Source organism: Anaerococcus sp. HMSC068A02 (genome assembly GCF_001811125.1).
In the GTDB taxonomy this organism is placed as follows: domain Bacteria; phylum Bacillota; class Clostridia; order Tissierellales; family Peptoniphilaceae; genus Anaerococcus; species Anaerococcus vaginalis_C.
This window is the reverse complement of sequence record NZ_KV803770.1, coordinates 40,231-65,306: the sequence shown is the minus strand read 5'-3', so window position 1 is coordinate 65,306 and position 25,076 is coordinate 40,231. Positions and strand designations below refer to the sequence as shown.

Genomic DNA, 25,076 nt, shown 5'->3' with positions numbered 1-25,076 from the left:
TCTATTCAATCATTTTTTCTTTAATTTTTTCTATAATTTTCTTTTCAACACCTGCATATTCTAAGTATGCATCATAAGTTCCATATTTTCTTTCTATATATTCCATGGCTTCTTTTATGTTGTATGGAGAAGTTATCCTAAAAACTGCTTCATTTTCATCTTGTCCATACCTATCTACGTAACCCAAATTAGCAGAAGAAATTTCATAGTCAGCCATAATATCTGTCCTAAAAACTCCTACAAGTCCAAATAAAATCATAGAAATAATTCCAGTTCTATCTTTACCTTCTTGGCAATGAAAAAGCACACTTCCATCAGCATTTGCCATTATTTCAAAAATCTTTTTTATAGCAGGAAAATTATCAATTAATGTAATATAAGATTTTCCTATTGTATCCTTTTTTTCTATTAATCTTTGGATTTCTTCTTGGCGCATTGGCCTTGGAGAAAGCGATACATTGTAATGGGAAAATTTTTCTTTTAAAATTTTGATTTTTTCATAATGATATTTGATTTCGTCATCACGTCTTAAATCAATTATTGTTGATACATTTAAATCTTTCAATAAATCCAAATCCTTTTTTGTACAAGAATCAAGATTTGCACTTCTAATAAAAGAGTTCCAAGAAGTAATTTCCCCATCAATGGTTGGATAGCCTCCCAAGTTTCTAGCATTTTTTATATTTTCAAATGGTAAAATTTTTAAATATTTTATTTTTTCCATTTTTCCCTATCCCTGTGTTTTCTCACAACTATATAATCGCTATCCTTGAGTTTTTCATAAATTTTTTCACACATATAAACTGACCTGTGTTGACCTCCTGTGCAACCAAATCCAATAGAAATTGAGTTTTTGCCCTCTTTTATAAAATATGGAATAAGCTTTAACAAATTCTCATACACCAAATTTTTAAAGTCATTTGCAATTTCAAACCCATCAAGATATTCTTGCAGTTTTTCGTCAGTACCATTTAGGTGCTTTAAATCTTTTATATAAAAAGGATTTGGCAAAAATCTCAAATCAAATACTACATCAACATCAAGGCTAAGACCATTTTTATATCCAAAAGAAAATAAATTTATAATAAAGTTTTCTTTATTTTCAGAAAAATTAAGGAGAACTTTTTTTAAATCCTTGTTATTATAAGAGCTTGTATCAATTATAATATCTGCCATTTCCTTAATTTTTTTCAATTCTCTTTTTTCCTTTATAAGTCCATCTTTTACATCTCCAAAAGAACCCAAAGGATGAGGGCGTCTTAGTTCATTATATCTTTTTAAAATTGATTCATCTTGACTTGTAAGATAAATTATTTTAGTATCTTCGTTTATTTTTTTTAGATTTTCCAGATTTTCTACCAAATTTTTATCAACTTTTATAGACCTAAAATCAACAACACAAGCAAGCTTGTCTATTGGTTTTTCCTGCTGTTTATTTAATTTTATAAAACTTTCCAAAAGTCTTGCAGGAACATTATCCATAGCATAATAATCAAGATCTTCAAAAATTCTAAGAGCTGTCGATTTTCCAGAGCCACTAAGTCCTGTTATTATTTTTACCTTCACTATTTTTCTCCTATGACTTTAACTTCCCTTTCTAGTTTAAAACCAGTTTTTTCAAAAACAATACTTGCAACTTCCTCAATAAAATTAATCATTTCCTCATAACTTGCATTGCCATTATTAATTAAAAATCCACAATGTTTTTCGCTAACTTGACAATCGCCTTTTCTATAACCTTTCAAACCACATTCATCAATTAATTTTGATGCGAAAGAGCCTACAGGTCTTTTGAAAGTAGAGCCTGCAGATTTTTTATCAAGAGGTTGTTTTGTAACCCTTCTATTTGTAAAATCCTCATATTTTTCATAGATTTTTTCTTTATCATCTTTTTTTAATTCAAAAATCGCCTCAGAAACAACCAAATCATCATCAAAAACCTTAGAATGTCTATAAGAAAAATCCATATCCTCATTAGAAACTTCTAAAATTTCCCCAGTTTTAGAAACTAATCTTACACTTTTAATTATATCTTTCATCTCAACGCCATAGGCTCCTGCATTCATAGCAACAGCTCCACCAACGCTTCCAGGAATTCCAGAAACTTCTTCCATGCCAGTTAAAGAATTTTCAAAAGAAAATTTACTAGCCTTTGAAAGAAGAGCTCCTGCACTTACTCTCAACAAATTTCCATCAAGAGAAATTCTGTCATAATTTTTAGAAATAATTATAACACAACCCCTAATTCCTTTATCCGTAACCAAAATATTTGTTCCGTTACCAATTATAGTTGTTTCTATATTATTTTTTTTATTAAACTTAATCAAATCTACAAGTTGATATTCTTCTTTTACTTCTATCAAAACATCAGCTTTTCCACCAATGCCAAAATTTGTATAATTTTTTAATTGTCCATCAAATTTAATAATTCCAAAATCTTTATTTTCATACAATGACTTATAATCCATAAAGCCTCCTTGCTAACTACATACTAAAATCTATTTTTATTATACTCTTATTTGATTTTTTGTCTGTTTTTCTATATAATAGCAAGTAGCGATTATATTTGAAAATTTAATATAAATTTGATATAATAACTAAGATATTTCTAAGACATTGGAGGTGTAAAGTATGGCAAGAGAATGTGATATCTGTGGAAAAGGTACAAAATTTGGTAACAAAGTTACTTTCTCACATAGAAGACTAAATAGAAACTTTAAACCAAACGTTCATAAATTAAGAGCTAAAATTAATGGAAGCGTAAAAACAATCAACGTTTGTACTAAATGTATAAAAAGCGGAAAAGTAGAAAAAGCTTAATAAGAATTTTATAGTGCTATAAGCACTATTTTTTCATTAAAAAAATCTCTTTCGAAATTATAAAATAATAATTTCAAAAGAGATTTTTTATTTTTTTATTCATTTATTATTTTTTTATATTTTTCAACTTGTCTAGAAATTGAATTTTCATTATTAGAAAAAATATCAGAACCACTTACAACCAAATCAACACCTGCATCAATTACTTTTTTTAAATTAAAATCTTTAATTCCCCCATCGACTTCAATAAGGCAAGATAAATTTTTTTCATCGATAAGTGCTCTGATTTTTTTGATTTTTTCTAAAGAATCTTCCATAAAAGATTGACCGCCAAAACCTGGTTCAACGCTCATAATAAGACACAAATCAATTTTTTCTAAATATGGAATAATTTTATTTATATCAGTTTTTGGTTTAAAAGTAAGACCAACTTTCATACCAAAAGATTTGATTTTTTCAATAGTTTCATCCAAATTAGAGCAAGCTTCATAATGAATTGTAACTATATCAGATCCACATTTTTTAAAATTTTCAATATATCTTATAGGCTCTTCAATCATCAAGTGAGTATCAAAAACAAAATCATTATCTTTTCTAATCGCTTTTATTATAGGAAAACCAAAAGAAATATTTGGGACAAATTTCCCATCCATTACATCAATATGAAGATATTTAATATTAGATTTTTTCAATTCGTCTAAATCTTTTTGCAAATTAGAAAAATTTGCTGATAAAAGTGATGGGGCTATCTCTACCATGTTTGTCTCCTTTTTTTTATTTCTTCAAACAACAACAAATAATTTTCATACCTAGTTTTTTCAACAAATCCTTTTAAAAGATCATCTTTTACTTTACACTTTGGTTCATTGATATGATTACAATTATTAAATTTACAAGAATTATTATCAAATTCTTTAAAACAATATTTTAAATCTTTTTCATCATCAATAAAATCAATATCAAAACTATCAAAGCCAGGTGTATCAAAAATATTTGTATTTTTTCCTAAATTAAAAATCTCAATATGTCTAGTTGTATTTTTTCCTCTCTTAGATTTTTCTGAAATCGTGCCGATTTCTATTTCATCTTCTACAAGATTATTTAAAAAAGTAGATTTGCCGACACCAGATGATCCAGAAACAGCAGAAGTTTTTCCATCCAAAATTTTTAAAATTTCATTTTTAGGAAAATCATTATAATTGTCAATAAAAACCAATTTATAACCTATTTTTTCATACATTTTTATAAATTCTAAATCTTTTTCATCTGCCAAATCTTTTTTGGAAACTATTATTACTACATCAATATTTATATGTTCACACATAGCTAGGTACTTATCAATATTAAAAAGATTAAGGCTAGGATTTTTTATAGTAATAAAATATAAAATTTGGTCAATATTTGCTATGTTTGGTCTTTTAATTTCATTTTTTCTATCTAAAATTTTTGTAATATAGCCTTTAGAATTTTCTGTAACATCAAATTCTACATTATCTCCAACCAGAGGTTTTATATTTTTTTTTCTAAAAACTCCCCTAGCCTTGCACATAAAAGTATCAAGTTCAGTTAGAACATAATATATTTCTTTTTGTGATTTTATTATTTTACCAATCATCTGTTTACTTCATAAACTCCTTGAGACTTATCATCTACTAAAATCTCAACTTTAGTACCTACAACAGATTTAAAATCTAAATTAATATTTCCACTAGAATCAAGCTCTGATGAACTATGATTTTCATTATATAAAAGATCTGTTCTTTGGTTACTATCAGATATTTTGTAAACTTTCACATTAAAACTATCTTTATCTTGAGGTCCTTTTATTGTAAATTTTACATTTACTTGCTTTTGCTTATTTTGATTTTCTTCATTGCTGTCATCTTTATTTGGATCTTTTCCATTTGAGACAACAAAATCAATTTTAGAGCCTTCAGCAACTTGAGTGCCAGCAGAAATAGATTGTTCAATTACAATTCCTTTTTTATAATCGTCTGAATATTCATAAGAAATATTTTCAACTGTAAGATTTGCATCTTTTGCAACATTGATTGCGTCTTTTTCGTATGAGCCTATAAAATAAGGAACTTTTACATTTTTAACTTCAGGTTCTTCTTTTCCCAAACTTATTGTAACATCAACTTCACTACCTGCTTGAACTTTTTCATTTTTTTCAGGATCTTGTTCAATAATTTTATCTTTTTCAACCTTATCGCTATATTCTGTATTTGTTTTTCCCAATTCTAGATCATGTTCTTTTAATTTTTCTTCAGCTTGATCTAAAGTTAAGCCAGAAAGATTTGGAACTTTAACTTCTTTTCCTTGGCTTATAACAAGATTTATAGTTGTGTTTTTCTTAACTTTTGTTTTTGGACTAGGATCTTGTTCCATTACCTTGCCTTTTTCGTAATTAGAACTATTTGCATAGCGAGATACATTCGCCTTTAGATTTTTTTCTTCCAAAATTTCTACAGCTTCTCCTTCACTTAAATTTATAACTGTAGGCACTTGTACCATGTCTGAATCTTTTGATTTTGCATAAAAATATCCAGCCGCAATAACTGCAAGTAGCATCAAAACAAATGGCAAAATCTTTCTTTTATTTGATTTTTTTTCAGATTTTTTATCCGAATCATCAGTTGGTGTTACATATACAGCTTCATTTTCTTCTTTTTTTGGTTTTTGTTTTTTCTTTTTATTTTCAACTACAGGAATAAAAGATGTTTCTTGTATTTCATCTTTTGGTTTTTGAATTTTTGCTGTATCTTCTTTTTTGAAATATCCTATATCATAAGAATTATCTTCTAATGCCCTAATTAATTCTTTAGCACTTTTAAATCTTTCTTGTGGATCTTTTTGAAGAAGTTTCATTATTATGTCATTTAATCTTGGAGATAAATTTTCATTTAATTTGATTGGGCTTTCTGGTTCATCTTGGATATGCATAACTGCAATTCCAACTGAATTATCCGCATCAAATGGAACTTTACCAGTTGCCATTTCATACATAACAACCCCAAGAGAATATAAATCTGATTTTTCATCAACAAATTTGCCCTTGGCTTGTTCTGGAGAAATATAATGAACTGTACCCAAAATTGATGATGTGTAAGTTATAGTTGCATTTGTAGAAACTCTAGCTATCCCAAAATCTGTAACTTTTAATAAGCCATATTTATCCATCAAAATATTTTGTGGTTTTATATCTCTGTGAATAATATTTGATGAATGAGCTTGATTAAGTGCTTGGGCAATTTGAATTGAATAATCTACTATATCATGATTAGATAGATTTTTTTCCCTATCAATTTTATCTTTTAGCGTTTCTCCTTCAACATATTCCATTACTATATAATGAATTTTTTTGCCTTCAATTAAATCTTCGCCTATATCATAAACACTTACAATATTTACATGTGTAAGTCTTGCTGCTGATAAAGCTTCATTAGAAAATTTCTTTACAAATTCTTCATCTTCAGCATATTGATCTTTTAAAATTTTTATTGCTACATCTCTTTGTAGAAGTCTATCAGTCGCCTTATAAACTTTTGCCATTCCTCCTACACCAATAAGATCTTGCAATTTATACCTATTACCTAAAATAATATTGTCCATACTTACCTCAAATCAAAATTGTAGTTACAGTGATATTATCATGTCCACCATTTTTTATCGCCAAATCAACTAGGCTTGATGAAATTTTATCAGCTGTAGAATTATTGGCAATAATAGCTTCTATTTCTACATCACTAACTTCATTTGTCAAACCGTCAGTAACCATAAGCATTATATCACTATCTTTCATATCCAAAGACCTAGAATCTGGTCTTATTTTACTTCCTACTCCAACTGCTCTTGTTATAGTAGACTTATTTGCAAAATTTTCTGCTTCATCTTCTGTAAGAGAGCCTGAATCTATAAGATCATTTACCAAAGAATGATCTCTAGTTATAAGTTGTAATTTTTTATCTGAATATATGTAGCATCGAGAATCTCCAATGTGTGTTATATGATAAGATTTTTTTTCATAATCTATGCAAACACAAACTACAGTTGTTCCCATATTTGCATATTCTTCGTATGATTTTGATAAAGAAAAAATTTTATCATTTGCATTTTGTAAAGCTTCTTCTTGCAAGTCAATAATAGAAGAAAAATCTTTAATATTAGAATTTTTTATATATTCTAAATAATATTTTGCTGCAAGTTTTGAAGCAATTTCTCCTCCATTATATCCACCCATACCATCGGCTACAATAAAAAAACTATAATTTCCCAAATCAAGATTTCCATAATAATCCTGATTTTCGCTTCTTACTTTGCCGATATTTGAAATAGTACTAAATTTCATTTCTACCTCGCATAGTTATTTCTAAGTTGTCCACATGATGCATCAATATCTGAGCCCATTGATCTTCTTATAGTTGCATTTAAACCCCTAGTTGATAATTTTTTTTGAAATTGATCCATTACATTAGACTTAGTTTTTGAATATTTAAATTCTTCTATTGGATTTAAAGGAATAAGATTTATATGAATATTTTTACCTTTAAAAAGTTTCTCCAATTTATCAATGTCTTCTTTTAAATTATTTACCCCATCTATGACAACATATTCATAAGAAATTCTTCTTTTTGTTTTTTCAAAATAATAATCACAAGCTTTAACAATATCTTTTATTTTATATTTTTTTGCACTTGGCATATATTCCATTCTTTTTTTATCAAAAGCATAATGTAGGGAAACAGCCAAATTAATATCATATCCCAAATCTGCAAGCTTATAAATTTTATCAACAAGTCCTACAGTAGAAATTGTTATTGCTCTGTGAGATAAATTTCTTCCATTGTCATCTGTAATTATTTTAATAAATTTTTCTATATTTGAAAAATTGTCTAAAGGCTCTCCTATTCCCATAACAACAATATTATTAATATCTGAATTTTCTCTTTCTAAAAGATAAATTTCTTCTATTATTTCAGATGCTAATAAAGATCTTTCAAGCCCATTTTTGGTAGATGCACAAAATTTGCATCCCATTTTGCATCCTACTTGTGACGAAATACAAATTGTATTTCTATTATTGTATTCCATAAAAACAGCTTCAATAATATTTTTATCATCAAGTTCAAATAAATATTTTTTTGTTTTATCCAAGTTAGATTTAAATTCTTTTAAAATTTTAATCTTTGGAAAATAGAAAATTTGATCTAATTTTTCCCTCATATCTTTTGACAAATCAGTCATTTTAAAAAAATCATTTATTTTATTTACATGAATTTGCCTAAAAACTTGTTTTGCCCTAAATTTTTGAAATCCTAAATTTAAAAAAATTTCTTCTAATTCTTTGATAGTTTTGTCATTTATTGTTTGTTTCATAATCATATCTTTTCAAATTTTGTTAAGAAAAATCCATCAGTTTTATCTTCAAAACTATTAAATTCCAAGTAATCTTTTCCGTTAATTTTTATATTTTTAAGTCTTTTTTTCTTGGATAAATAATTGAAATTATCTTTATTTTCAATATTTCCAATTGTACAAGTAGAAAATACCAAAATCCCACCTGTTTTTAAATATAAAAAAGCCTTATCCAAAATATTTTTTTGAAGTTTTGAAAGACTAATAACATCTTCCATAGTCCTATTATATCTTATCTCTGGTTTTCTATCCATAACCCCAAGACCAGAACATGGCAAATCGCATAAAATATAATCAAATTTTTCTTTGTATTCTTCCTTTAAAATACTAGCATCAAAATTTGTAATTTCTATATTTTTTAGTCCTAATCTTTTAATATTTTCATTTATTTTTGATAATTTATTAAAAGAAATATCATTTGCGATTATTTTTGATGAATTTTCGCAAAGCTCAGCTAATAAAGATGTCTTTGTTCCTGGAGCTGCACATATATCTAAAATATTTGAATTTTTTTTAGGATTAAGAATCTCACAAACTTTTATAGAAGCTTCTGATTGGATTGTAAAAAATCCTTTTTTAAATTCTTCTGTGCTTGCTAAAGACTTAGGATTTTTAATTACAAGGCTTAAAGTTGAAATCAAAGAGTCTTCTACAATATATCCCTTATCTTCCAAAAGATTTTTTAATTTTTCTCTTGTGATTTTTGTTTTATTTATCCTTATAGATAATTTTCTTTCCTTATTCAAAGATTCTAAAAATTTTTGAGTATAATCTTTCCCGTATGAATCATTCAAATATTTTATAATCCACAAAGGCATAGAATATTTTATCGAATTAAATTCTTCATCATTTTCTATATTTATTTTTGATAAATTTTTTTCATCTCTTATATAAGATCTTAAAATAGCATTTACAAAAGATTTTGATTTAAAAGAAACTTTTTTGGTAATATTTACTAATTCATTTACTATTGCATAATTTTTTCTATCTAAAAAATGAATATTATAAATTCCAATTAACAAAATAAGTTTTACTTTTTTGTCCAATTTTTTCACTTTTATTTTTGACAATTTTGCCAAAATGTACTCAAGATATAACTTATTTTCCAAAACTCCATATATGTTTTTTGTTATATAGGAAATGTCTTCTACTTTTTTTGCTATTTCATTAATAATATCTGTAGATTTTTCATTTTTGTAGGAAATTCTATAAAGTCCATCTAATATTAATTTAAAATCTTCCATATTATCCTAAATAAATTCCTTCTTCAAAATCATTTCCAAGTAAAAAAGATTTTGTATCCATAGCTTTTTTGCCTGGAAATTGAATTTTTTCAATTCTTATCCCGCCATTTTTACAGCCAATAATAATTTTGTCATTTTTGTTAGCCTTATATACAAAAGATATTTTTGGATTTTCAATTTCAACTGAGCTTGCTTTTAAAATTTTTACATTTTCATTTTTATATGAAAAATATGCTTTTGGAAATTCTACAAAAGCTCTAATTTTATTTATTATTTCTTCTTTTGATTGATTAAAATCAATCTTTCCCATTTCTTTTGTAATTTTTTTTGTAAAAGTTGCCTTGTCATTATCTTGCTTTGTTCTGTTTTTCATAAACTCATCATAATTTAATACAGACTCAAGTATAACTTCACTTCCAATTTTTGATAGTTTTTCACTTAAAGATGTAAAATCATCTTCAGCCTTTATTTCAACTTCTTTTTGATTTAAAATATCTCCAGAATCCATTCCTTTTTCTATAAGCATGGCTGATGCATGAGTTTTTTTGTCACCATTTAATAGGCTAAATTGTACTGGACTAGAGCCTCTGTATTTTGGTAAAGATGATGGATGCAAGTTGATTATTTTATTTTTATATTCTTCTAATAATTTTTCTTTTATCAACTGACCAAAAGCAACTACTACTATATAATCAATATTTTTTTCTTTTAATAAATTTATAAATTCATCTGTGTTTACACTATCTGGAGTAACAACTTCAATATTATTATCCAAAGCATATTGCTTAACTACTGTTGGCTTAAATTTATTTCTATTTCTTTTTTTATCTTTTCCACTTACAACTAAACTTAGGTTTATATTTTCGTTTTTATTAAGAATATCCAAAGTTTCTAGTGAAAACTTTGGACTTCCCATAAAACATATATTTATTTTATTCGTCAAATTTAACTTCCTCTTCATAATTATCTATAAATAAAATCCCATTTAAATGATCAATTTCATGGCAAAGAGCTACAGCTTTTAGGCCTTCAGCTTCTATTTTTTTCTCATCTCCATTTTCGTCTAAATATTTTACAACAACATGGGCAGGTCTTTTTACATTTGCATTGAAATTTGGAACCGAAAGACATCCTTCAACTCCAACTTGTTCTCCATCTTTTTCAATAATTTCTGGATTTACAAGTTTAATCAAACCGTCTTCATCTCTAACATCCACAACTATAACTCTTTTTAAAAGTCCTACTTGTGGTGCTGCAAGTCCAACTCCATCAGCCTTATACATTGTTTCTGCCATATCATCTAATAAAATTTTAATTCTATCGTTAACTTCTTTTACTTCTTTTGAAGTTTTTCTTAAAATAGGATCTCCAACTTGTCTTATATTTCTAATTGCCATTTTTTCTCCTTCTATTTTTCATCATCAAAATCTATTGAATAAATTTTTGAAATTCCACCATCGCCAATTGTGACTCCATGAATTTTTTCTGCCAATTGCATGGTAGTTTGTCTGTGAGTTATCATTATAAATTGAGTTTTGTCAGATAAGGATTTTAAATAATCTATATATCTTTTTATATTTGATTCGTCCATAGCCGCATCAATCTCATCTAATAAAGAAAATGGAGCAGGATTTGTTTCAAATATTGCAAATAATAAAGCTACAGCCGTTAGTGATTTTTCTCCACCAGATAATAAGCTTATATTTTTTGTACTTTTACCTGGAGGGCAAGCGGATATATCAATTCCCGCATCTAATAAATCATTTGAATCAAGGCTTAGCTTTGACTTTCCTCCCATAAACAATTCCTTAAATATCCTTTGGAATTTTTCATCAATTATATTGAAATTTTTGATAAATTCATCTTTCATATCTTCTTCAAGTTTTTTTATCATTTTTTCAATATCTTTTTTGGACTTTTCAAGGTCGATTTTTTGCTTATCTAAAAATTCAAATTCTTTGTAGGCTTTTTCAAAATCTTCTTTGGAATTTTCATCGAAAAATCCGACTTGCGTCAATTTTTTTTGAAGATTAAATAATTCTTCCTTTTTAATTTGCTTTGAAGAATTTTCGTAATTATTTTCTTTTAAATCTACTAGCGATTTTGAAATAAATGGTCTAATTTCATCTTCTAAATTTTTCAAATCCTTGCTTATAGCTTCAAGTTTGTAATTAAACTTTACTATTTTCATAGAATATTCATTTAATTCATTTTCTATATTTTTAGATAGAGATAATAACTTATGATTAGAGTTTTTCTTCTCATCAATTTCCATAGAAATCTTTATTTTATTTTTCTCGTCTTCTTTTACTTTTTCTTTTGTATCTACAACTTTATTTTCACAAGCACTTATTTCTTTTTCTAAATTTATCAAACTTTCTTCTAAGGATTTTTTCATTTTTTGATTGAATTCTATATTTTGTTTCAAATTCAAAAGACTATTTTCATCTTCACTTATCCTATTTTCTAAAATATTTAAATCTCTTGTATTTATTTCAATACTATTTTTGTTTTTAAATATTTCGTTGGATAAATCATTTATTAGTTTGCTATTTTCAATAAATTTTTCCTTTAAAATCTCATCTTCCTTTTTTACATTTGAAAGTTTTAATTTGATTTTTTCTATATCTTTGAAATTTTCTTCTTCTTTTGATTCATTCAAAGATTCTTTTAACTCGTCAATTCTTTGAATTAGACTTTGCTTTTGATAATTTTTTTTGTCAAAAATAGACCTTATATCTATTAAATTTTCATTAGCTTTTACTAATTCATCTTCTTTTTTTTGCCTTAATCTTTGATTTTCTTCTAATTCTATATTTAAAGAATTATAATTTTCTAATAAGTCATTTCTTTCATTTCTTAATTTATTTATCCTAGACTTTATTTCATTTATTTTTTTATTTCTATTTAGGATATTAATATTTGATTTTCTAGCCTTATTAACTCCGGCAACCATTGAACCCCAAGTATTAATTAAATCAAGATTTAAAGAAATTATCCTATATCCCTTAATTTTGTTTGATAAGCTTACGGCATCGTCTATATTTTTTACTACAATTGTATTAGAAAGAAAATGATTAATAATATTTTCAAGTTTTGAATCATAACTAACCAAATCATAAGCCATAGCTATAACTTCTTTTTCTTCAACTCTAGCTTTTTTATTTTGTTTTATTGAATCCAAAGGTAAAAATGTAATTCTGCCAAGCTTATTTTTATTTACAAAATTAATTATCTCCCTAGTATCTTTTTTTGACCATGTTACAATATTTTGAAGCCCTTGACCTATAAGATTTTCAATTATTTCTTCATATCCTGATTTTACAGTTATAAGATTTGCTAGGGTATTTATATATAATTTTTCAATCTCTGTATTTTTGGTTTTTTTCAAAAAATCTGAAACAGAATAAAAATACCCTTCATTTCTTTCCATCAAAGACTTTTGTATCTTATAATTTGATATTTCTTCTTTGCAAGAAAGTTTGTTTTGGTTGATTGCCTTTTCTAAATCATCTTTTTTATTTATTTCATTTATGATTTTTTCTTTTATCTTTTCAAGATTTGTATTTTTTTCTTCAATATCTTTTGAAAGATTTTCTTTTTCTTTTTCCAATTCATTTAAATCTTTGCTAAGCTTTAACAAATCAGTATTTAATTCTTGAATTTTTTCATTGATTATCTTGTTATTTTCAAATCTTTGTTTTTCAAGAATTATTCTTGTTTTTTGATCTATATCATAGTCATATATTAATTTATTTAAATCTTCGCCTTCTTTTTTTAATCTTTCAATTTCTTTTTGTATTGAAGATAATAAAGCAATACTTTCATCTTTTTTCTCTGATAATTTTTTATTTTTTTCTTCTAAATTCCTTATTACATTTTTCGTATTTTCAAGCTTATCTTTTTGATTTTTTAGTGAAAGCTCATAATTTTTAAATTTCTCATCATAAGATTTAAAATCACTGTTATTTCTTTCTAAATCTTTTTTATTATAAGACAATTTTTGCCTATCAAGATTTATCTTATTAGTGTACTTATCAATATTTTTTTCATTATCTAAAATACTTTGGTTAAGATTTTTATATTTATTTTCTAAATCTCTGATATTTTCTGCTATCGGCAATAATGATTCATTTATTTTATCAAATTCTCTAGTTTTTTCTTCTTGATTATTTTTTAAAATTTTAATTTGTTCAATTAAATCTTTATTTTTTTCGTTTAAAGACTTTGATTTATTTGCATAAAATAAATAAGCTTTTTCATTAAGTAAACTTTCAATTTCAGTATATTTTTCAAAATTTTTCGCTTCAATTTCAAGCTTATTTTTATCCTTATTTTTGTAGTCCCATTCTCTTTGAATTATCTCAAGATCTTCATCAACCTTAGATAATTTTTTTAGAGATTCTTCTCTTCTATATTTGTGAGTTGCAATTCCACTTGCTTCTTCAAAAATATTTCTTCTTTCTTGATTTGATGAATTTAAAATTTCATCAATTCTTCCTTGACCTATTACAGAATATCCTTCTTTCCCAATACCTGTATCCAAAAATAATTCTTTTATATCTTTAAGTCTTACTCTTTTTCCATTTAACCTATATTCATTGTCGCCATTTCTAAAAATTCTTCTAGAAATTTTTACAAGATCATAGTCACTAGACAAGGCCCTATCTTTATTATTAAATGAAAGATTTACTTCCGCCATATTCATAGGTTTTTTGTCATCAGCTCCTTGAAAGATTACATCATCCATCTTCTTACCTCTCAAAGATTTTACTGATTGTTCACCTAAAACCCATTTTATGGCATCTGCTATATTTGATTTCCCAGAACCATTTGGACCAACTACAGCAGTTATTTGATTATCAAATTTTATTTTTGTCCTATTAGCAAAGGACTTAAATCCTTTAAGTTCAACACTTTCTAATCTAATATAAATCACCACCGTAAGTTTTTTCTACAAATTCTCTCATAAAATTTTCAATATCATAGGATATTTTTTTATACTCATACTCTATAAAATTATTTTCGTCATTTTCAAAGTTTATAACCAAGCCATATTTTTTGTAAAAATAATTTTTGTTTGCTTTTTTATTTCCAGCTATTATTGAAATTTCTCTATTTGATATATGAATTTTTATCTTATTTTTTAGCCCATACTTATTTATTAATTCTTCCAAATAAATTTTGTGAATATTTGTTTCAACCAATTGTCTAATTGAAGGATGAAAAGGCCCTGCAACAACATCTTTTTTTTCATTTATATTTTCTGTTGGCTGTAGTCCTATTCTTATTACTGGAATTTTTTTGTATGAATAAATCATATAAAGCCTACTAGATATTTCAATAGCTTCATCCAAGCTAAGAGGCTTATATAAAACTTCCTTATATAATTTTTCAAGTTTTGTATCTTTTATAACCAAAGTTGGATATATTCTTACCATATCAGGATTCATTTTTATAGACTCTAATCCTGTTTTGATAGCTTTATCAAAAGAATCCTTATAAAGACCAGGCATGATTTGATGACCTAATTTAAAACCATAATCCTTTATTAATTTGCTTGCCATAATTGAATCTTCTTTACTATGACCTCTCTCATTTGCATTTAATATTTCATTATCAAGCGATTGTATTCCAAGTTCAATTACATCAACCTCATATTTTTTTAATATATCAAGAATAGAATTATTTATATAATCAGGTCTTGTGGATAATCTGATTCTATCAATAATTCCCTTCTTTTTATAATTAAGTGCAATTTCAAGATAAGAAATCATTACTTTTTCATCAAGACCTGTAAATGAGCCACCAAAAAATGCAATTTCTTTAAGATTTTCATTTTTTGGAAAATATGATAAGTATTGATTAATTTGCCTTATAGTATTTTCTTTATTTATATTGTCCTTATAATTTGTAATTTTGACTTGATTGCAAAAAGCACAATCGTGGGGACAACCCAAAAATGGTATAAAAATTGGTATTATATATTCTTTTTTACTCATTTGTCAACTTCTTATAAGCGATTCTTGCTGCCATTTGTTCTGCTTCTTTTTTATTTTTTCCCTTGCCAGTGCTAAGTTTTTTATTTTTGGCTGAAACTTCCATATAAAATGTTTTATTATGCTCTGGACCTTCTTCTTTTACAAGTTTATATTTTAAAATTATTCTGTTTGTCTTGTTAAAATATTCTTGTAATTTTGTTTTGTAATCAATAAAAAGCAAGTCATTTTCTAGTAGTTCTTTTACAATTTCATAATAATTTTTCATTAAAAAATCTTTTAGAAAATCATACCCTGCATCAAGATAAATTGCAGCACAAAAAGCCTCAAAAGTATCTGCTTTTACAGATTTTTTTTCTCTACCATTATGACTTTCTTCTCCTTTTCCAAACAACAAATATGAAGATAAATTAAATTTTTCGCTTGCTTTTGAAAAAGATGAAGTACAAACTATCCTTGATCTTATTTTTGTTAATTTTCCTTCTGGATATGTTTTGTGATTTTTGTAAAGTTCTTCGCTTACAATTAAATCAAGAATGCTATCTCCCAAAAATTCCAATCTTTCGTTTGATGATTTATTTTCATCCTTGCTCTCATTAATATAAGAAGAGTGAGTAAGGGCTACATCAATAAGATTTTTATTTTTAAAAGTGTAGCCTATACTCTCTTCAAGTTTTTCAATTTCTTCTAATCTTTCTTTACTTAATTTCATTAATTTTTGCTTTCTATTAAAGATATTACATCTGAAAATTTTTCGATTTCATCTAATTCGTCATCAGAAAATTCTATGTCATACTTATCTTCAATTGCCATAATAAAATCAAGCATATCGATTGAATCTATGTCATATTCTGTGATTTCTTTTTCAAAATCAATTTCATCTTCATTAATATCTAAATTTTCTTTTACTAATTCAATTAATTCTTCTCTTATCATTCTAATTCTCCTTTTATTTTTTCTATTGTATTTGTATTTACATAATCGATTAGGCCTAAAATCGCTGAGCTAAATGCTTTTTCATTAGAATTGCCGTGAGCCTTATAAACATATTGGTTTACTCCCAAAAGTGGAGCTCCTCCTATAGAATCTGAGTTATATTTTGATAAATTTTCTTTTAAAGAATTTTTTATCAAGGCTCCCCCAATTTTTGTTGAAAATGATTTGTAAATTGCATCTTTAATTTCCTTACTAAAAAGACTAATTACACCTTCTGCAGTTTTTATAGCAATATTTCCGTCAAATCCATCAGCTATTACTATATTAGTCTTGCCAGTAAACAAATCTCTTGCTTCAATATTTCCTTTAAAATTTATTGAAGATTCTTCCAATAATTTATAAGTTTCTTTTGCTAATTTGTTGCCCTTGTGTTCTTCAATTCCAACATTTAAAAGTGAAACTGTAGGATTTTCTATATGAAGTACATTTTTTGCAAAAACACTTCCCATTATTGCAAATTCTTTTAAAAATTCTGCTTTGCAATCCATATTTGCCCCAGTATCCAATAATAAAGTTGTATTTTCATAAGTTGGTAGGCTTGTTGCAATGCAAGCTCTTTTTATTCCTTTAATTCTTCCAGAAATAAATAATCCGCTTGCAAGAATTGCTCCTGTTGAGCCCGCAGAAACTAATCCATCGTAACCATCTTCATTTAATTTTTCGAAAGCTTTAACCATTGTAGAATCTTTTTTTCTTCTAATGGCCTTTACTGGATCTTCATTATTTTCAATTTTGTCTTTAGCATCTATTATTTCGTAGGATTTTATTCTTCCATCAATAATTTTTTCTATTTTTTCTTTATCTCCTGAAAAAACTGGCACAAAATCTTTTTCTTTTAAAGCGCTAATTGCACCTTCTATTGGAATTTTTATTCCATCATCTACTCCATAAGTATCTATAATTATCTTCATAATTTCCCCTTATTTTTGATATTAAAAAAAGATAGTGTTACCACTATCTTAATTTAACTCAAGAACTTCTTTGCCTTTATGATAACCACAGCTTGGACAAACTCTATGTGGTAACATTGGTTCATGACAATTTGGACACTCTACATAAGTTGATTTATTTAATCTGTAAGCTGAAGCTCTTCTTTTATTTTTTCTTGTTTTTGATGTTCTTCTCTTAGGTACTGCCATTCTAACACCTCCTAGTTATGAGTTTTAGCAATCTTAAACATTATATAAGTAAATGTTAAAATTGTCAAGCTATACTAGTTTTTTAGTGTCTCTTGCAATCATTAATTCTTCGTTTGTTGCTATTACAAAAACTTTTACTTTTGAATCGTCAGTTGAGATTAAATGACAACCGCCACGAACATTATTTTTTTCTGGATCAATTTTGATTCCAAATTGTTCAAAGCCTTTCATTATGTCAGCTCTCATTGTTGCAGAATTTTCTCCGATTCCACCAGTAAATACAATTGCATCAGTTTTTCCGATTTCTGCCATGTATCCTGCTACATATCTTTTTGCTCTATTAGCAAACATTTTTAAAGCAATATCTGCTCTTTTATTTCCATCATTTGCAGCATTTTCAAGATCTCTAAAGTCTGATGATACTCCAGAAACTCCAAGAACTCCTGATTCTTTATTTAGGACATTGTCCATTTTTTTTGTATCATATCCATATTCATTCATCAAAAATGTTACAACTGTTGGATCTAAATCTCCACTTCTTGTTCCCATTACAAGTCCTTCAAGTGGTGTAAGTCCCATTGTTGTATCAAATGATTTTCCTTCTTTAACTGCACATATTGAAGATCCATTTCCTAAATGGCATGAAATCATATTTAAATCTTTTTGATCTTTTTCTAAAACTTTTGCTGTTTTTTGTGTGATGAAATCATGGCTTGTTCCATGGAAACCATATTTTCTAACAGCTTGGTCTTCGTAGTATTTATAATCAATTCCATAAAGGAAATTTTCTTCTGGCATTGATTGGTGGAAGGCTGTATCAAATACTGCAACATTTTTTACATTTGGTAGAAGTTTTTCACAAGCTTCAAGTCCCATCATATTTGCTGGATTGTGTAATGGTGCAAATTTTGAATATTCTTTTACAGCTTCTTTAACTTCGTCATCAATTACAACAGATTTTGTAATTTTTTCTCCACCATGAACAAATCTATGGCCAACTGCATCAATTTCAGATAAATCTGAAATCACACCATTTTCTTTATCAGTTATAGCATCAAATACGTGTTTAACTGCTTCAGTATGGTCTTTCATATCTTCTTCAATTATATATTCGTCGTCGCCTTTTTCTTGTTTAAGTCTTGATCCATCTATTCCAATTCTTTCTACAAGACCTTTTACTAAAACTTCTTCATTGTCCATATCAAATAATTGATATTTTAAAGATGAAGATCCACAATTGATAACTAATATTTTCATTTATTCCTCCATTAAAATACTTTTTTTGATTTAATTTCAATAAATTTTGGATTTTCTATATCGTCAAGATAATCTAGTGATTTTTCTTTATTGTATGAAAAATCAACTATATTAGTGTAATCATTTTTCGATATTAATTGCCCATAAATAATAAGTTTGCTATTATTTTTTGAAATAATGCCGCCTTTTATTATAAGCAAACCATCCAAAACTAAATCATTTTCCAAAATCAAATCTTTACCAATAATTACTATACCACTAATTCGTCTTGGTGTCTTAATTTTATTGGAAAAATTTTTTTCTTCATTTGATAAATTACTCTGATTTTTCTCTAAATTTTCATTACTTGAAATTTCATTTGATATTTCTTCTTCTTTTACAACTAGTTGACTATTAATTTTAAAAAATCGATTTTCTAAATCATTTTCTAATTTTAAATTTTCAAATTCTTCAAATTTATTTTGTTTGAATTTTAAATTTTTATAAAATTCGTCGAAATTTTCATCAAGTATTATTTTTTTATTTTCTCTTAGCGCATACTTATTTCTTAAATCCAAAACCATTTCTAATATAGCCTTTGAATTTCCAATTTTTTTTACACTTCTTAATACAAATTCTTTTTCATTTTGTTTTTGAATTTTTACTTCTTCTTTTTCATAAAAATAATAAAAATAAAATGGATGCCACAAATTGTCATTATTTTCATTTACTATCTCAACATCTTCCAACAAAGTTTTTTTATCATCTACAATTATGGAATAAAGTAATTCTAATTCGTATATTGCTTTTTTCCTATCGTACAAGTCCTTATTTGAATCATTGTTATTTATCGCCTGCTCGTATATAAAGGTTAGGCTTATTGATAAAAGAAGTAAAATTATCAAAACATAAATGGATAAAAACCCTCTTTTTTTCATTCAAGCCTCCTTAAATAAGTTTTGTAATTTGAATTTCCTTCTTTTTCATAAAAATCAATATCTATTGAAAATGAATCATCATTTTTGTCATAAGATATTTTCGAATCACTACAATATCCTATAGGAATTTTTATTTCTCTTTGACTATTTGACTTTAAATTATTGATATAGACGTATAATTTTTTTCCATTTTGTTCAAATCTATATGTAGACTTATTTTTACCTTCACTAATTAATAATTTGAAATTGTTTTCATTTTTAAAGTCAATTATTTTATCTGATTTTCTTATAACATTTTCTATATACAAAATACAATTTGTTGAATTTTTATAGTCAATTTCATCCTCATAGGTTTTTTGACTAATTGAAAGATTTGTCTTTACAATATTATTTATTAAAACTATAAGGATTGATCCAATGGCTATGGCACAAATTAATTCTAAGAGGGTAAAGCCTTTTTTTCTCATTTTTTTACCACCACTTCCAAATTATATTTATCACATCTTACTTCTATATATTTCAAATTTCCCTTATATGATTCAATACTTGTATTAATTTTAAAGCCATTTTCTAAGTCTTCATATTCTCCTTCATCTCTATTTTTTGATTTTTCTAAAACTTTCTGCATTGTAAATAAAATTTTAGAATCGTCTTTTATTTTTCTGGAATTTTCATAAATTGAAAAAAGTGATGGAAGTAGGTATATGCTTATTATGCTTATAAGAGCTAGAGCAATAATTATTTCAATCAAGGTAAATCCTTTTTTATTTTTATTCATATCTTATCCTTCCAGCAATCGGCGATACTATAATAGAATATTTTTTGTTAGAAGAAGAAAAATAAATCGTACTTGCTCCCTCTACACTTCCTGTTGGTCTAAATACAAAAGTATTTTTTTTGTTTGCTTTTATATATTTAAAATAAACTTCTTTTACCATTTCATTATCATCAGCTCTTTTTATTGCGTAATTATTACTATCTATATTTATTTTATATTTATAACCTGTAACTAGAGATTTTTCTCTGCAATAATTTATATCAGCTTGCAAGTTTTCAATTTCTTTTCTTTCTTGAAGTTTTGGTATCAAACCCGATTTTATTAAAATCACACTTGAAATCAAAGAAATTATAGCAAGTGTAACTATTAATTCAATTAAGGTAAAGGCTCTTTTTTTCATAAACACCTCACAAAAGACTTATAATATAAGCAATAAATATATAAATACAAAATGGAATCATTATTTTCATTGATTTTTTCTTGATAGCTATTATAATTGCAAAAATCGCTCCAATCCAAATAGAGCCTAAAATTAAATATAAAATTCTTTCATTTTTTAAAAATAAAAATAAGGCTAAATAGAAAAAATAATCTCCATCTCCTATATTTTTCTTAGATATGAAATAGATTAAAAAATATAGGAAAGTAAAAATTAAAAAAATTTTAAAAAATTCAAAATCAAATCCTAAATAAAAAATTCTATATATTAATCCAATAAAGGCTAAAATATAAACATATCCCATATATATTTCCATGCTTTTTAAATCAATCATAGCTATTACAAAAGAAAAAATTAGAGATAAAAAAATCAAACTTCCTTCCATAAAAGTTTTTTCTTTCATAGCAAATATAAATAAAAGACCCCCTATTATTTCATAAAGAATATATGAAAATGGGATCTTTTTTTGGCAAAATCTACACCTTGCTTTTAAATTTATGTAAGAAAAAATAGGTATAAGATCTCTTTTTAATATTTTATTGTTACAAAATGAACAATGACTTGGTGGATAGGCAATATTTTCTCCTCTAAGAGTTCTATCACACAATAAATGTGCAAATGAACCGAATATTGCTCCCAAGAAAAAATAAATTATATTAATCATTTATTTTTCTCTTTTAGATCAAGTGTATCTGGCACAATTGTAATTGTTGAATTTTTAGGATTAATTGTCACCTTATATTCACTCACATCTAGTCCAATTCCTTTTGGAATCTCAGGCCATTTTTCTACATATTGAAGTGCATCTCCACTTTCTTTTGTCCAAGTTACTTCGTTATCATTTGCATTTAATTCATTTAATTTTACGCTAGCTGCAGTTTTTAACATTGACACATTCGCATTATGAGCAGTTATTGCCGCTTGTTTTTTTGATTTTTGATATTTTGGTATAGCTATTGCTGCAAGTATGGCTATAATTGCAATTACAATAATTAATTCAATAAGAGTAAATCCTCTTTTTTTATTTTTTATATTATTAAACATTAACTTCTCCTTAAAAATTAATGGCATTAACCGAATCAAACATTGGTATGGCAATAGAAAAAACTACAAATCCAACTACTAAAGCCATAAAAAGTATCAAAAAAGGTTCAGCTAATCTTGATATTCTTTTTAGTTTATAAATATATTCATTAGCATAATAATTAGAGGCTTTTTTGAGAGATTTTGTCATATCTCCACTGTCTTCGCCCACCTTTATCATAGCTATAAATAATTTAGTAAAAACATTTTCCTTATCTAAAGAGCTTGATAAATTATTTCCTAGTTTTAAGCTCTCCTCTACATTTGTTAGAATTTGTTTTAAATATTGATTTTTGAAAGAATTTTTTATTATATCAATGCTTTCTATAATATCTACATCGCCCTTTTTTAGGATATATAAAAGCGAAGAAATTTGGTATTCTATATTTAAAAGTCTAAATTTTTTAAAAAATATACTTTTAAAAAAGCTTTCATCAATTTTGTTTCTGTATTTATCTTTACGTCTTAGTAAAATTATTGTAAAAACAAAAATAAAAATTATTAATAAAATAAAAAAGCCATTTTTATTAAAAAAATCTGAAATATTTAAAAGAATTTTTGTAGCTATTGGTAAGCTTATTTCATTTTCTTCAAAAACTTCTATAAAAGTAGGCATAACTTTTGTTAAAATCGTTATAACAACTCCTATAGTAACAATTAATAAAATTATAGGATAAATCAAAGCTTCACTTATTTGATTTTTGTTTTTACTTTCTTCGGTCATATATGTAGATAACTCATCAAGAATCTTTGAAAGATTTCCACTTGCATCTCCACTTTTCACAAAAGCTGTAACAACAGGTCCAAAGGCTTTTTCTTCTTTTTTAAAAGCCACATAAGCTTCGTCTCCCTTTTTTAGGGCTAATGATACATTGACCAAAGCCTTGTTCAATTTCTTGTCAAGTCTTTGGTCAATTATTATCATTAAACTATCGTATAAGGATACCGATGAGTCAATAAGTAAACTTAATTGCTTTAAAAATAAGGATAAAATATTGGAATTTATCCTAGCTTTTCCTATATCCTTGTTTAAAAAAGCCTTCAGCTTATCAAATTTTATTTTATTCAATTAAACTTCAAGTAATTCTTTATTTTTGCTTTCAACAGTTTTTTCAACTTTATCGATATATTTTTTTGTAATTTTTTGTATATCTTCTTCTATTGAAAATAAATCATCTTCTGTTAAGTCTGCAGATTTTTCAGCTTTTTTTGCTATATCCATTGAATCTCTTCTTATATTTCTAATTTGAATTTTGCTATCTTCAGAATATTCAGAAACTTGTTTTGTAAGTTCTTTTCTTCTTTCTTCAGTCAAAGCTGGGAATGGAAGTCTAATTACTTCTCCATCATTTTGTGGATTTATTCCTAAATCAGATTTATTAATAGCCTTTTCAATTTCTTTAATATTAGATTTATCCCAAGGTTTAATAACTAAAAGTCTTGGCTCTGGTGTAGATATGGTTGCAGCTTGGTTAATTGGTGTTTGAGTTCCATAATATGAAAATGTAATTCCATCCAATATAGAATCATTAGCCCTACCTGCTCTAATTTTTGATATTCTAATTTCGAATGATTCACAAGCTTTTTTCATCGAAGCTTCGGTATCTTTAATAATCTTATCGTACATCAAAATTCTCCTTTACAATTGTACCAATTTCTTTTCCTTCAACTATTTTAACTAAATTTTCTGGATTATCAATTCCAAAAGCAAGGATTGGCATATCATTATCCATACACAAACTTGTTGCTGTAGAATCCATAATCTTTAATCTTTTTTGTAAAATTTCACTATAGGTTAATTTTTCATACTTAACTGCATCATCAAATTTATTAGGATCTTTGTCATAAATTCCATCAGTTCCTTTTTTGCCTAATAAAATCATATCAGCATTAATTTCCAAAGCCCTAAGAGATGCTGTTGTGTCAGTTGAGAAATATGGTAGACCAGTGCCTGCTGCAAAAATTACAATTCTTCCCTTTTCAAGATGTCTTACAGCCCTTCTTCTTATGTAAGGCTCAGCAACTTCTTGCATATTAATTGCAGTCATAAGTCTTGTTTCAAGTCCCATTTTTTCAAGAGTATCTTGAACTCTAAGACCATTCATAACAGTTCCAAGCATACCAATCGTATCACTTGTTGCACGTTCAATATGTTGACCACTTCTACCTCTCCAGAAATTTCCACCACCAACAACTATGGCAATTTCAAGTCCCTTATCTCTAGCTTTTTTTATATTTTCGCAAATAAGATCAATGGTATCATCATCAAAACCAAATCCCTTATCTTTTGCTAGTGCTTCTCCACTTAATTTTAAAACTACTCTTTTTATATCTCGCAAAACTTTTCCTCCTATTAGTAAAATTATATACTATTTTTTTATATTGATAAAGTTATAGCTAATAAAAATTTATTAAATAGTTTACTATGAATATTCATACCCAAATTTAAAAATATTATCCACCAATTACCTAAAAGAAATTTAAAATTTTTAAAAATAAGCAAAAAAATAAACGTTGCATAAACAACGTTTCAAATGGTGCGGGATAAAGGAGTTGAACCTTCACGAGAAAATCTCACTAGATCCTAAGTCTAGCGCGTCTGCCAATTCCGCCAATCCCGCGTATGGGGTGAGTAGAGAGATTCGAACTCTCGATCTCCTGGGCCACAACCAGGTGTCTTAACCAACTGGACCATACCCACCGAATAAATAACTTACTATGTAAGTATACATCCAATCGAATCACTTGTCAAGTAAACTGTATAATATCCAAAATATTTTTACAATTTCCAAGGGCCTTTCTCTTTCGACTTATATATAATACCACTAATAAAAAATTAATGCAAATTTATTTTTATTTTTATGTTTTACAAAAAATATCTCTTATAGTAAAATACTTTTAAGAAAGATAGATTTAGAGGTGATTTTATGAAGAAAAAATCTAATAGCAAAATGATTTTAAAAATTTTTGCTGTTGTAATTGTTTT

The 25,076-nt window shown here is 26.3% G+C and carries 28 protein-coding genes and 2 tRNA genes; 1 reads left to right on the top strand and 29 read right to left on the bottom strand.

All coding sequences use genetic code 11. The annotated features are described in order from the left end of the window. Position 1 precedes the first annotated feature (1 nt). Genes HMPREF2782_RS07135 through murB form a run of 3 tightly spaced genes read right to left on the bottom strand, consistent with a single transcriptional unit; the run spans position 2 to position 2,468 of the window. Positions 2 to 724, bottom strand: a complete 723-nt coding sequence (locus tag HMPREF2782_RS07135) for a tyrosine-protein phosphatase (protein ID WP_070641852.1) — start codon at positions 722 to 724, stop codon at positions 2 to 4. Continuing rightward, a complete protein-coding gene (gene rapZ, locus HMPREF2782_RS07130; RefSeq protein ID WP_070641849.1) occupies positions 712 to 1,566 on the bottom strand; it encodes an RNase adapter RapZ in 855 nt (284 codons plus the stop codon). The genes HMPREF2782_RS07135 and rapZ overlap by 13 nt, the downstream gene beginning before the upstream one ends. Further along, positions 1,566 to 2,468, bottom strand: a complete 903-nt coding sequence (gene murB, locus HMPREF2782_RS07125; protein WP_070641846.1) for a UDP-N-acetylmuramate dehydrogenase — start codon at positions 2,466 to 2,468, stop codon at positions 1,566 to 1,568. The genes rapZ and murB overlap by 1 nt, the downstream gene beginning before the upstream one ends. Positions 2,469 to 2,631: 163 nt before the next feature. On the opposite strand from murB, the gene rpmB reads away from it, so the two are divergent. Beyond that, entirely contained in the window at positions 2,632 to 2,820 is a 189-nt protein-coding gene (gene rpmB, locus HMPREF2782_RS07120; protein ID WP_004812430.1) for a 50S ribosomal protein L28, read from the top strand. A 95-nt stretch (positions 2,821 to 2,915) separates the two neighbouring features. Here rpmB and rpe read toward each other — a convergent pair whose 3' ends face one another. The 26 genes from rpe to HMPREF2782_RS06990 form a co-directional block, all read right to left on the bottom strand. Further along, a complete protein-coding gene (gene rpe, locus HMPREF2782_RS07115) occupies positions 2,916 to 3,578 on the bottom strand; it encodes a ribulose-phosphate 3-epimerase (protein ID WP_019117966.1) in 663 nt (220 codons plus the stop codon). Beyond that, positions 3,572 to 4,435: a ribosome small subunit-dependent GTPase A gene (rsgA, locus tag HMPREF2782_RS07110; RefSeq protein WP_070641843.1), complete on the bottom strand. Its 864-nt coding sequence runs from the start codon at positions 4,433 to 4,435 to the stop codon at positions 3,572 to 3,574. The genes rpe and rsgA overlap by 7 nt, the downstream gene beginning before the upstream one ends. Beyond that, complete coding sequence (pknB, locus tag HMPREF2782_RS07105; protein ID WP_070641840.1) at positions 4,432 to 6,435, bottom strand: Stk1 family PASTA domain-containing Ser/Thr kinase; 2,004 nt, start codon at positions 6,433 to 6,435, stop codon at positions 4,432 to 4,434. The genes rsgA and pknB overlap by 4 nt, the downstream gene beginning before the upstream one ends. Positions 6,436 to 6,442: 7 nt before the next feature. Next, complete coding sequence (locus tag HMPREF2782_RS07100) at positions 6,443 to 7,171, bottom strand: Stp1/IreP family PP2C-type Ser/Thr phosphatase (protein ID WP_070641838.1); 729 nt, start codon at positions 7,169 to 7,171, stop codon at positions 6,443 to 6,445. Between the two features lie 2 nt (positions 7,172 to 7,173). After that, on the bottom strand, positions 7,174 to 8,205 hold the full coding sequence (rlmN, locus tag HMPREF2782_RS07095; protein ID WP_070641836.1) for a dual-specificity RNA methyltransferase RlmN: 1,032 nt from the start codon (positions 8,203 to 8,205) through the stop codon (positions 7,174 to 7,176). Next, positions 8,202 to 9,482 (bottom strand): 16S rRNA (cytosine(967)-C(5))-methyltransferase RsmB, encoded by a 1,281-nt coding sequence (gene rsmB, locus HMPREF2782_RS07090; RefSeq protein ID WP_070641832.1) that lies wholly within the window; start codon positions 9,480 to 9,482, stop codon positions 8,202 to 8,204. Before rsmB ends, rlmN begins: the two co-directional genes overlap by 4 nt. A 1-nt stretch (position 9,483) precedes the next feature. Then, positions 9,484 to 10,443, bottom strand: coding sequence for a methionyl-tRNA formyltransferase (gene fmt, locus HMPREF2782_RS07085; protein ID WP_070641829.1), 960 nt, complete (start codon positions 10,441 to 10,443; stop codon positions 9,484 to 9,486). Next, positions 10,415 to 10,879: a peptide deformylase gene (def, locus tag HMPREF2782_RS07080; RefSeq protein WP_004838558.1), complete on the bottom strand. Its 465-nt coding sequence runs from the start codon at positions 10,877 to 10,879 to the stop codon at positions 10,415 to 10,417. Before def ends, fmt begins: the two co-directional genes overlap by 29 nt. A gap of 11 nt (positions 10,880 to 10,890) precedes the next feature. Then, complete coding sequence (gene smc, locus HMPREF2782_RS07075) at positions 10,891 to 14,421, bottom strand: chromosome segregation protein SMC (RefSeq protein ID WP_083304903.1); 3,531 nt, start codon at positions 14,419 to 14,421, stop codon at positions 10,891 to 10,893. Continuing rightward, positions 14,408 to 15,484 carry an elongator complex protein 3 gene (locus HMPREF2782_RS07070; RefSeq protein ID WP_070641828.1) on the bottom strand — a complete coding sequence of 359 codons (1,077 nt, stop codon included), beginning with the start codon at positions 15,482 to 15,484 and terminating at the stop codon, positions 14,408 to 14,410. The genes smc and HMPREF2782_RS07070 overlap by 14 nt, the downstream gene beginning before the upstream one ends. Next, a complete protein-coding gene (gene rnc / locus HMPREF2782_RS07065) occupies positions 15,477 to 16,193 on the bottom strand; it encodes a ribonuclease III (RefSeq protein ID WP_004838555.1) in 717 nt (238 codons plus the stop codon). Before rnc ends, HMPREF2782_RS07070 begins: the two co-directional genes overlap by 8 nt. Then, positions 16,193 to 16,417 (bottom strand): acyl carrier protein, encoded by a 225-nt coding sequence (locus HMPREF2782_RS07060; RefSeq protein WP_070641825.1) that lies wholly within the window; start codon positions 16,415 to 16,417, stop codon positions 16,193 to 16,195. Before HMPREF2782_RS07060 ends, rnc begins: the two co-directional genes overlap by 1 nt. Beyond that, a complete protein-coding gene (gene plsX, locus HMPREF2782_RS07055; protein ID WP_019117977.1) occupies positions 16,414 to 17,388 on the bottom strand; it encodes a phosphate acyltransferase PlsX in 975 nt (324 codons plus the stop codon). Before plsX ends, HMPREF2782_RS07060 begins: the two co-directional genes overlap by 4 nt. 48 nt (positions 17,389 to 17,436) lie before the next feature. Then, the gene (rpmF, locus tag HMPREF2782_RS07050; protein WP_004838552.1) at positions 17,437 to 17,616 is read right to left on the bottom strand and encodes a 50S ribosomal protein L32; all 180 of its coding nucleotides are present in this window, start codon (positions 17,614 to 17,616) and stop codon (positions 17,437 to 17,439) included. A gap of 69 nt (positions 17,617 to 17,685) precedes the next feature. Further along, positions 17,686 to 18,873 carry an acetate/propionate family kinase gene (locus HMPREF2782_RS07045; protein WP_004838551.1) on the bottom strand — a complete coding sequence of 396 codons (1,188 nt, stop codon included), beginning with the start codon at positions 18,871 to 18,873 and terminating at the stop codon, positions 17,686 to 17,688. A gap of 11 nt (positions 18,874 to 18,884) precedes the next feature. Beyond that, complete coding sequence (locus HMPREF2782_RS07040) at positions 18,885 to 19,790, bottom strand: hypothetical protein (RefSeq protein WP_070641823.1); 906 nt, start codon at positions 19,788 to 19,790, stop codon at positions 18,885 to 18,887. Beyond that, a complete protein-coding gene (locus tag HMPREF2782_RS07035) occupies positions 19,787 to 20,257 on the bottom strand; it encodes a prepilin-type N-terminal cleavage/methylation domain-containing protein (RefSeq protein ID WP_070641820.1) in 471 nt (156 codons plus the stop codon). The genes HMPREF2782_RS07040 and HMPREF2782_RS07035 overlap by 4 nt, the downstream gene beginning before the upstream one ends. Further along, complete coding sequence (gene comGE, locus HMPREF2782_RS07030) at positions 20,254 to 20,568, bottom strand: competence type IV pilus minor pilin ComGE (RefSeq protein ID WP_070641817.1); 315 nt, start codon at positions 20,566 to 20,568, stop codon at positions 20,254 to 20,256. The genes HMPREF2782_RS07035 and comGE overlap by 4 nt, the downstream gene beginning before the upstream one ends. Continuing rightward, positions 20,561 to 20,968, bottom strand: a complete 408-nt coding sequence (locus HMPREF2782_RS07025) for a type II secretion system protein (RefSeq protein WP_070641815.1) — start codon at positions 20,966 to 20,968, stop codon at positions 20,561 to 20,563. Before HMPREF2782_RS07025 ends, comGE begins: the two co-directional genes overlap by 8 nt. A gap of 7 nt (positions 20,969 to 20,975) precedes the next feature. Beyond that, positions 20,976 to 21,671 carry a prepilin peptidase gene (locus tag HMPREF2782_RS07020; protein WP_070641813.1) on the bottom strand — a complete coding sequence of 232 codons (696 nt, stop codon included), beginning with the start codon at positions 21,669 to 21,671 and terminating at the stop codon, positions 20,976 to 20,978. Then, the gene (locus HMPREF2782_RS07015) at positions 21,668 to 22,051 is read right to left on the bottom strand and encodes a prepilin-type N-terminal cleavage/methylation domain-containing protein (RefSeq protein ID WP_070641812.1); all 384 of its coding nucleotides are present in this window, start codon (positions 22,049 to 22,051) and stop codon (positions 21,668 to 21,670) included. Before HMPREF2782_RS07015 ends, HMPREF2782_RS07020 begins: the two co-directional genes overlap by 4 nt. 10 nt (positions 22,052 to 22,061) lie before the next feature. Further along, the gene (locus HMPREF2782_RS07010) at positions 22,062 to 23,159 is read right to left on the bottom strand and encodes a type II secretion system F family protein (protein ID WP_070641810.1); all 1,098 of its coding nucleotides are present in this window, start codon (positions 23,157 to 23,159) and stop codon (positions 22,062 to 22,064) included. Next, on the bottom strand, positions 23,160 to 23,717 hold the full coding sequence (frr, locus tag HMPREF2782_RS07005; RefSeq protein WP_004838543.1) for a ribosome recycling factor: 558 nt from the start codon (positions 23,715 to 23,717) through the stop codon (positions 23,160 to 23,162). After that, entirely contained in the window at positions 23,707 to 24,429 is a 723-nt protein-coding gene (gene pyrH / locus HMPREF2782_RS07000; protein WP_070607124.1) for a UMP kinase, read from the bottom strand. The genes frr and pyrH overlap by 11 nt, the downstream gene beginning before the upstream one ends. Positions 24,430 to 24,625: 196 nt before the next feature. Beyond that, positions 24,626 to 24,711: transfer RNA gene (locus HMPREF2782_RS06995), tRNA-Leu, on the bottom strand. A 3-nt stretch (positions 24,712 to 24,714) separates the two neighbouring features. After that, positions 24,715 to 24,791, bottom strand: a tRNA-His gene (locus tag HMPREF2782_RS06990). Between the last annotated feature and the right edge of the window lie 285 nt (positions 24,792 to 25,076).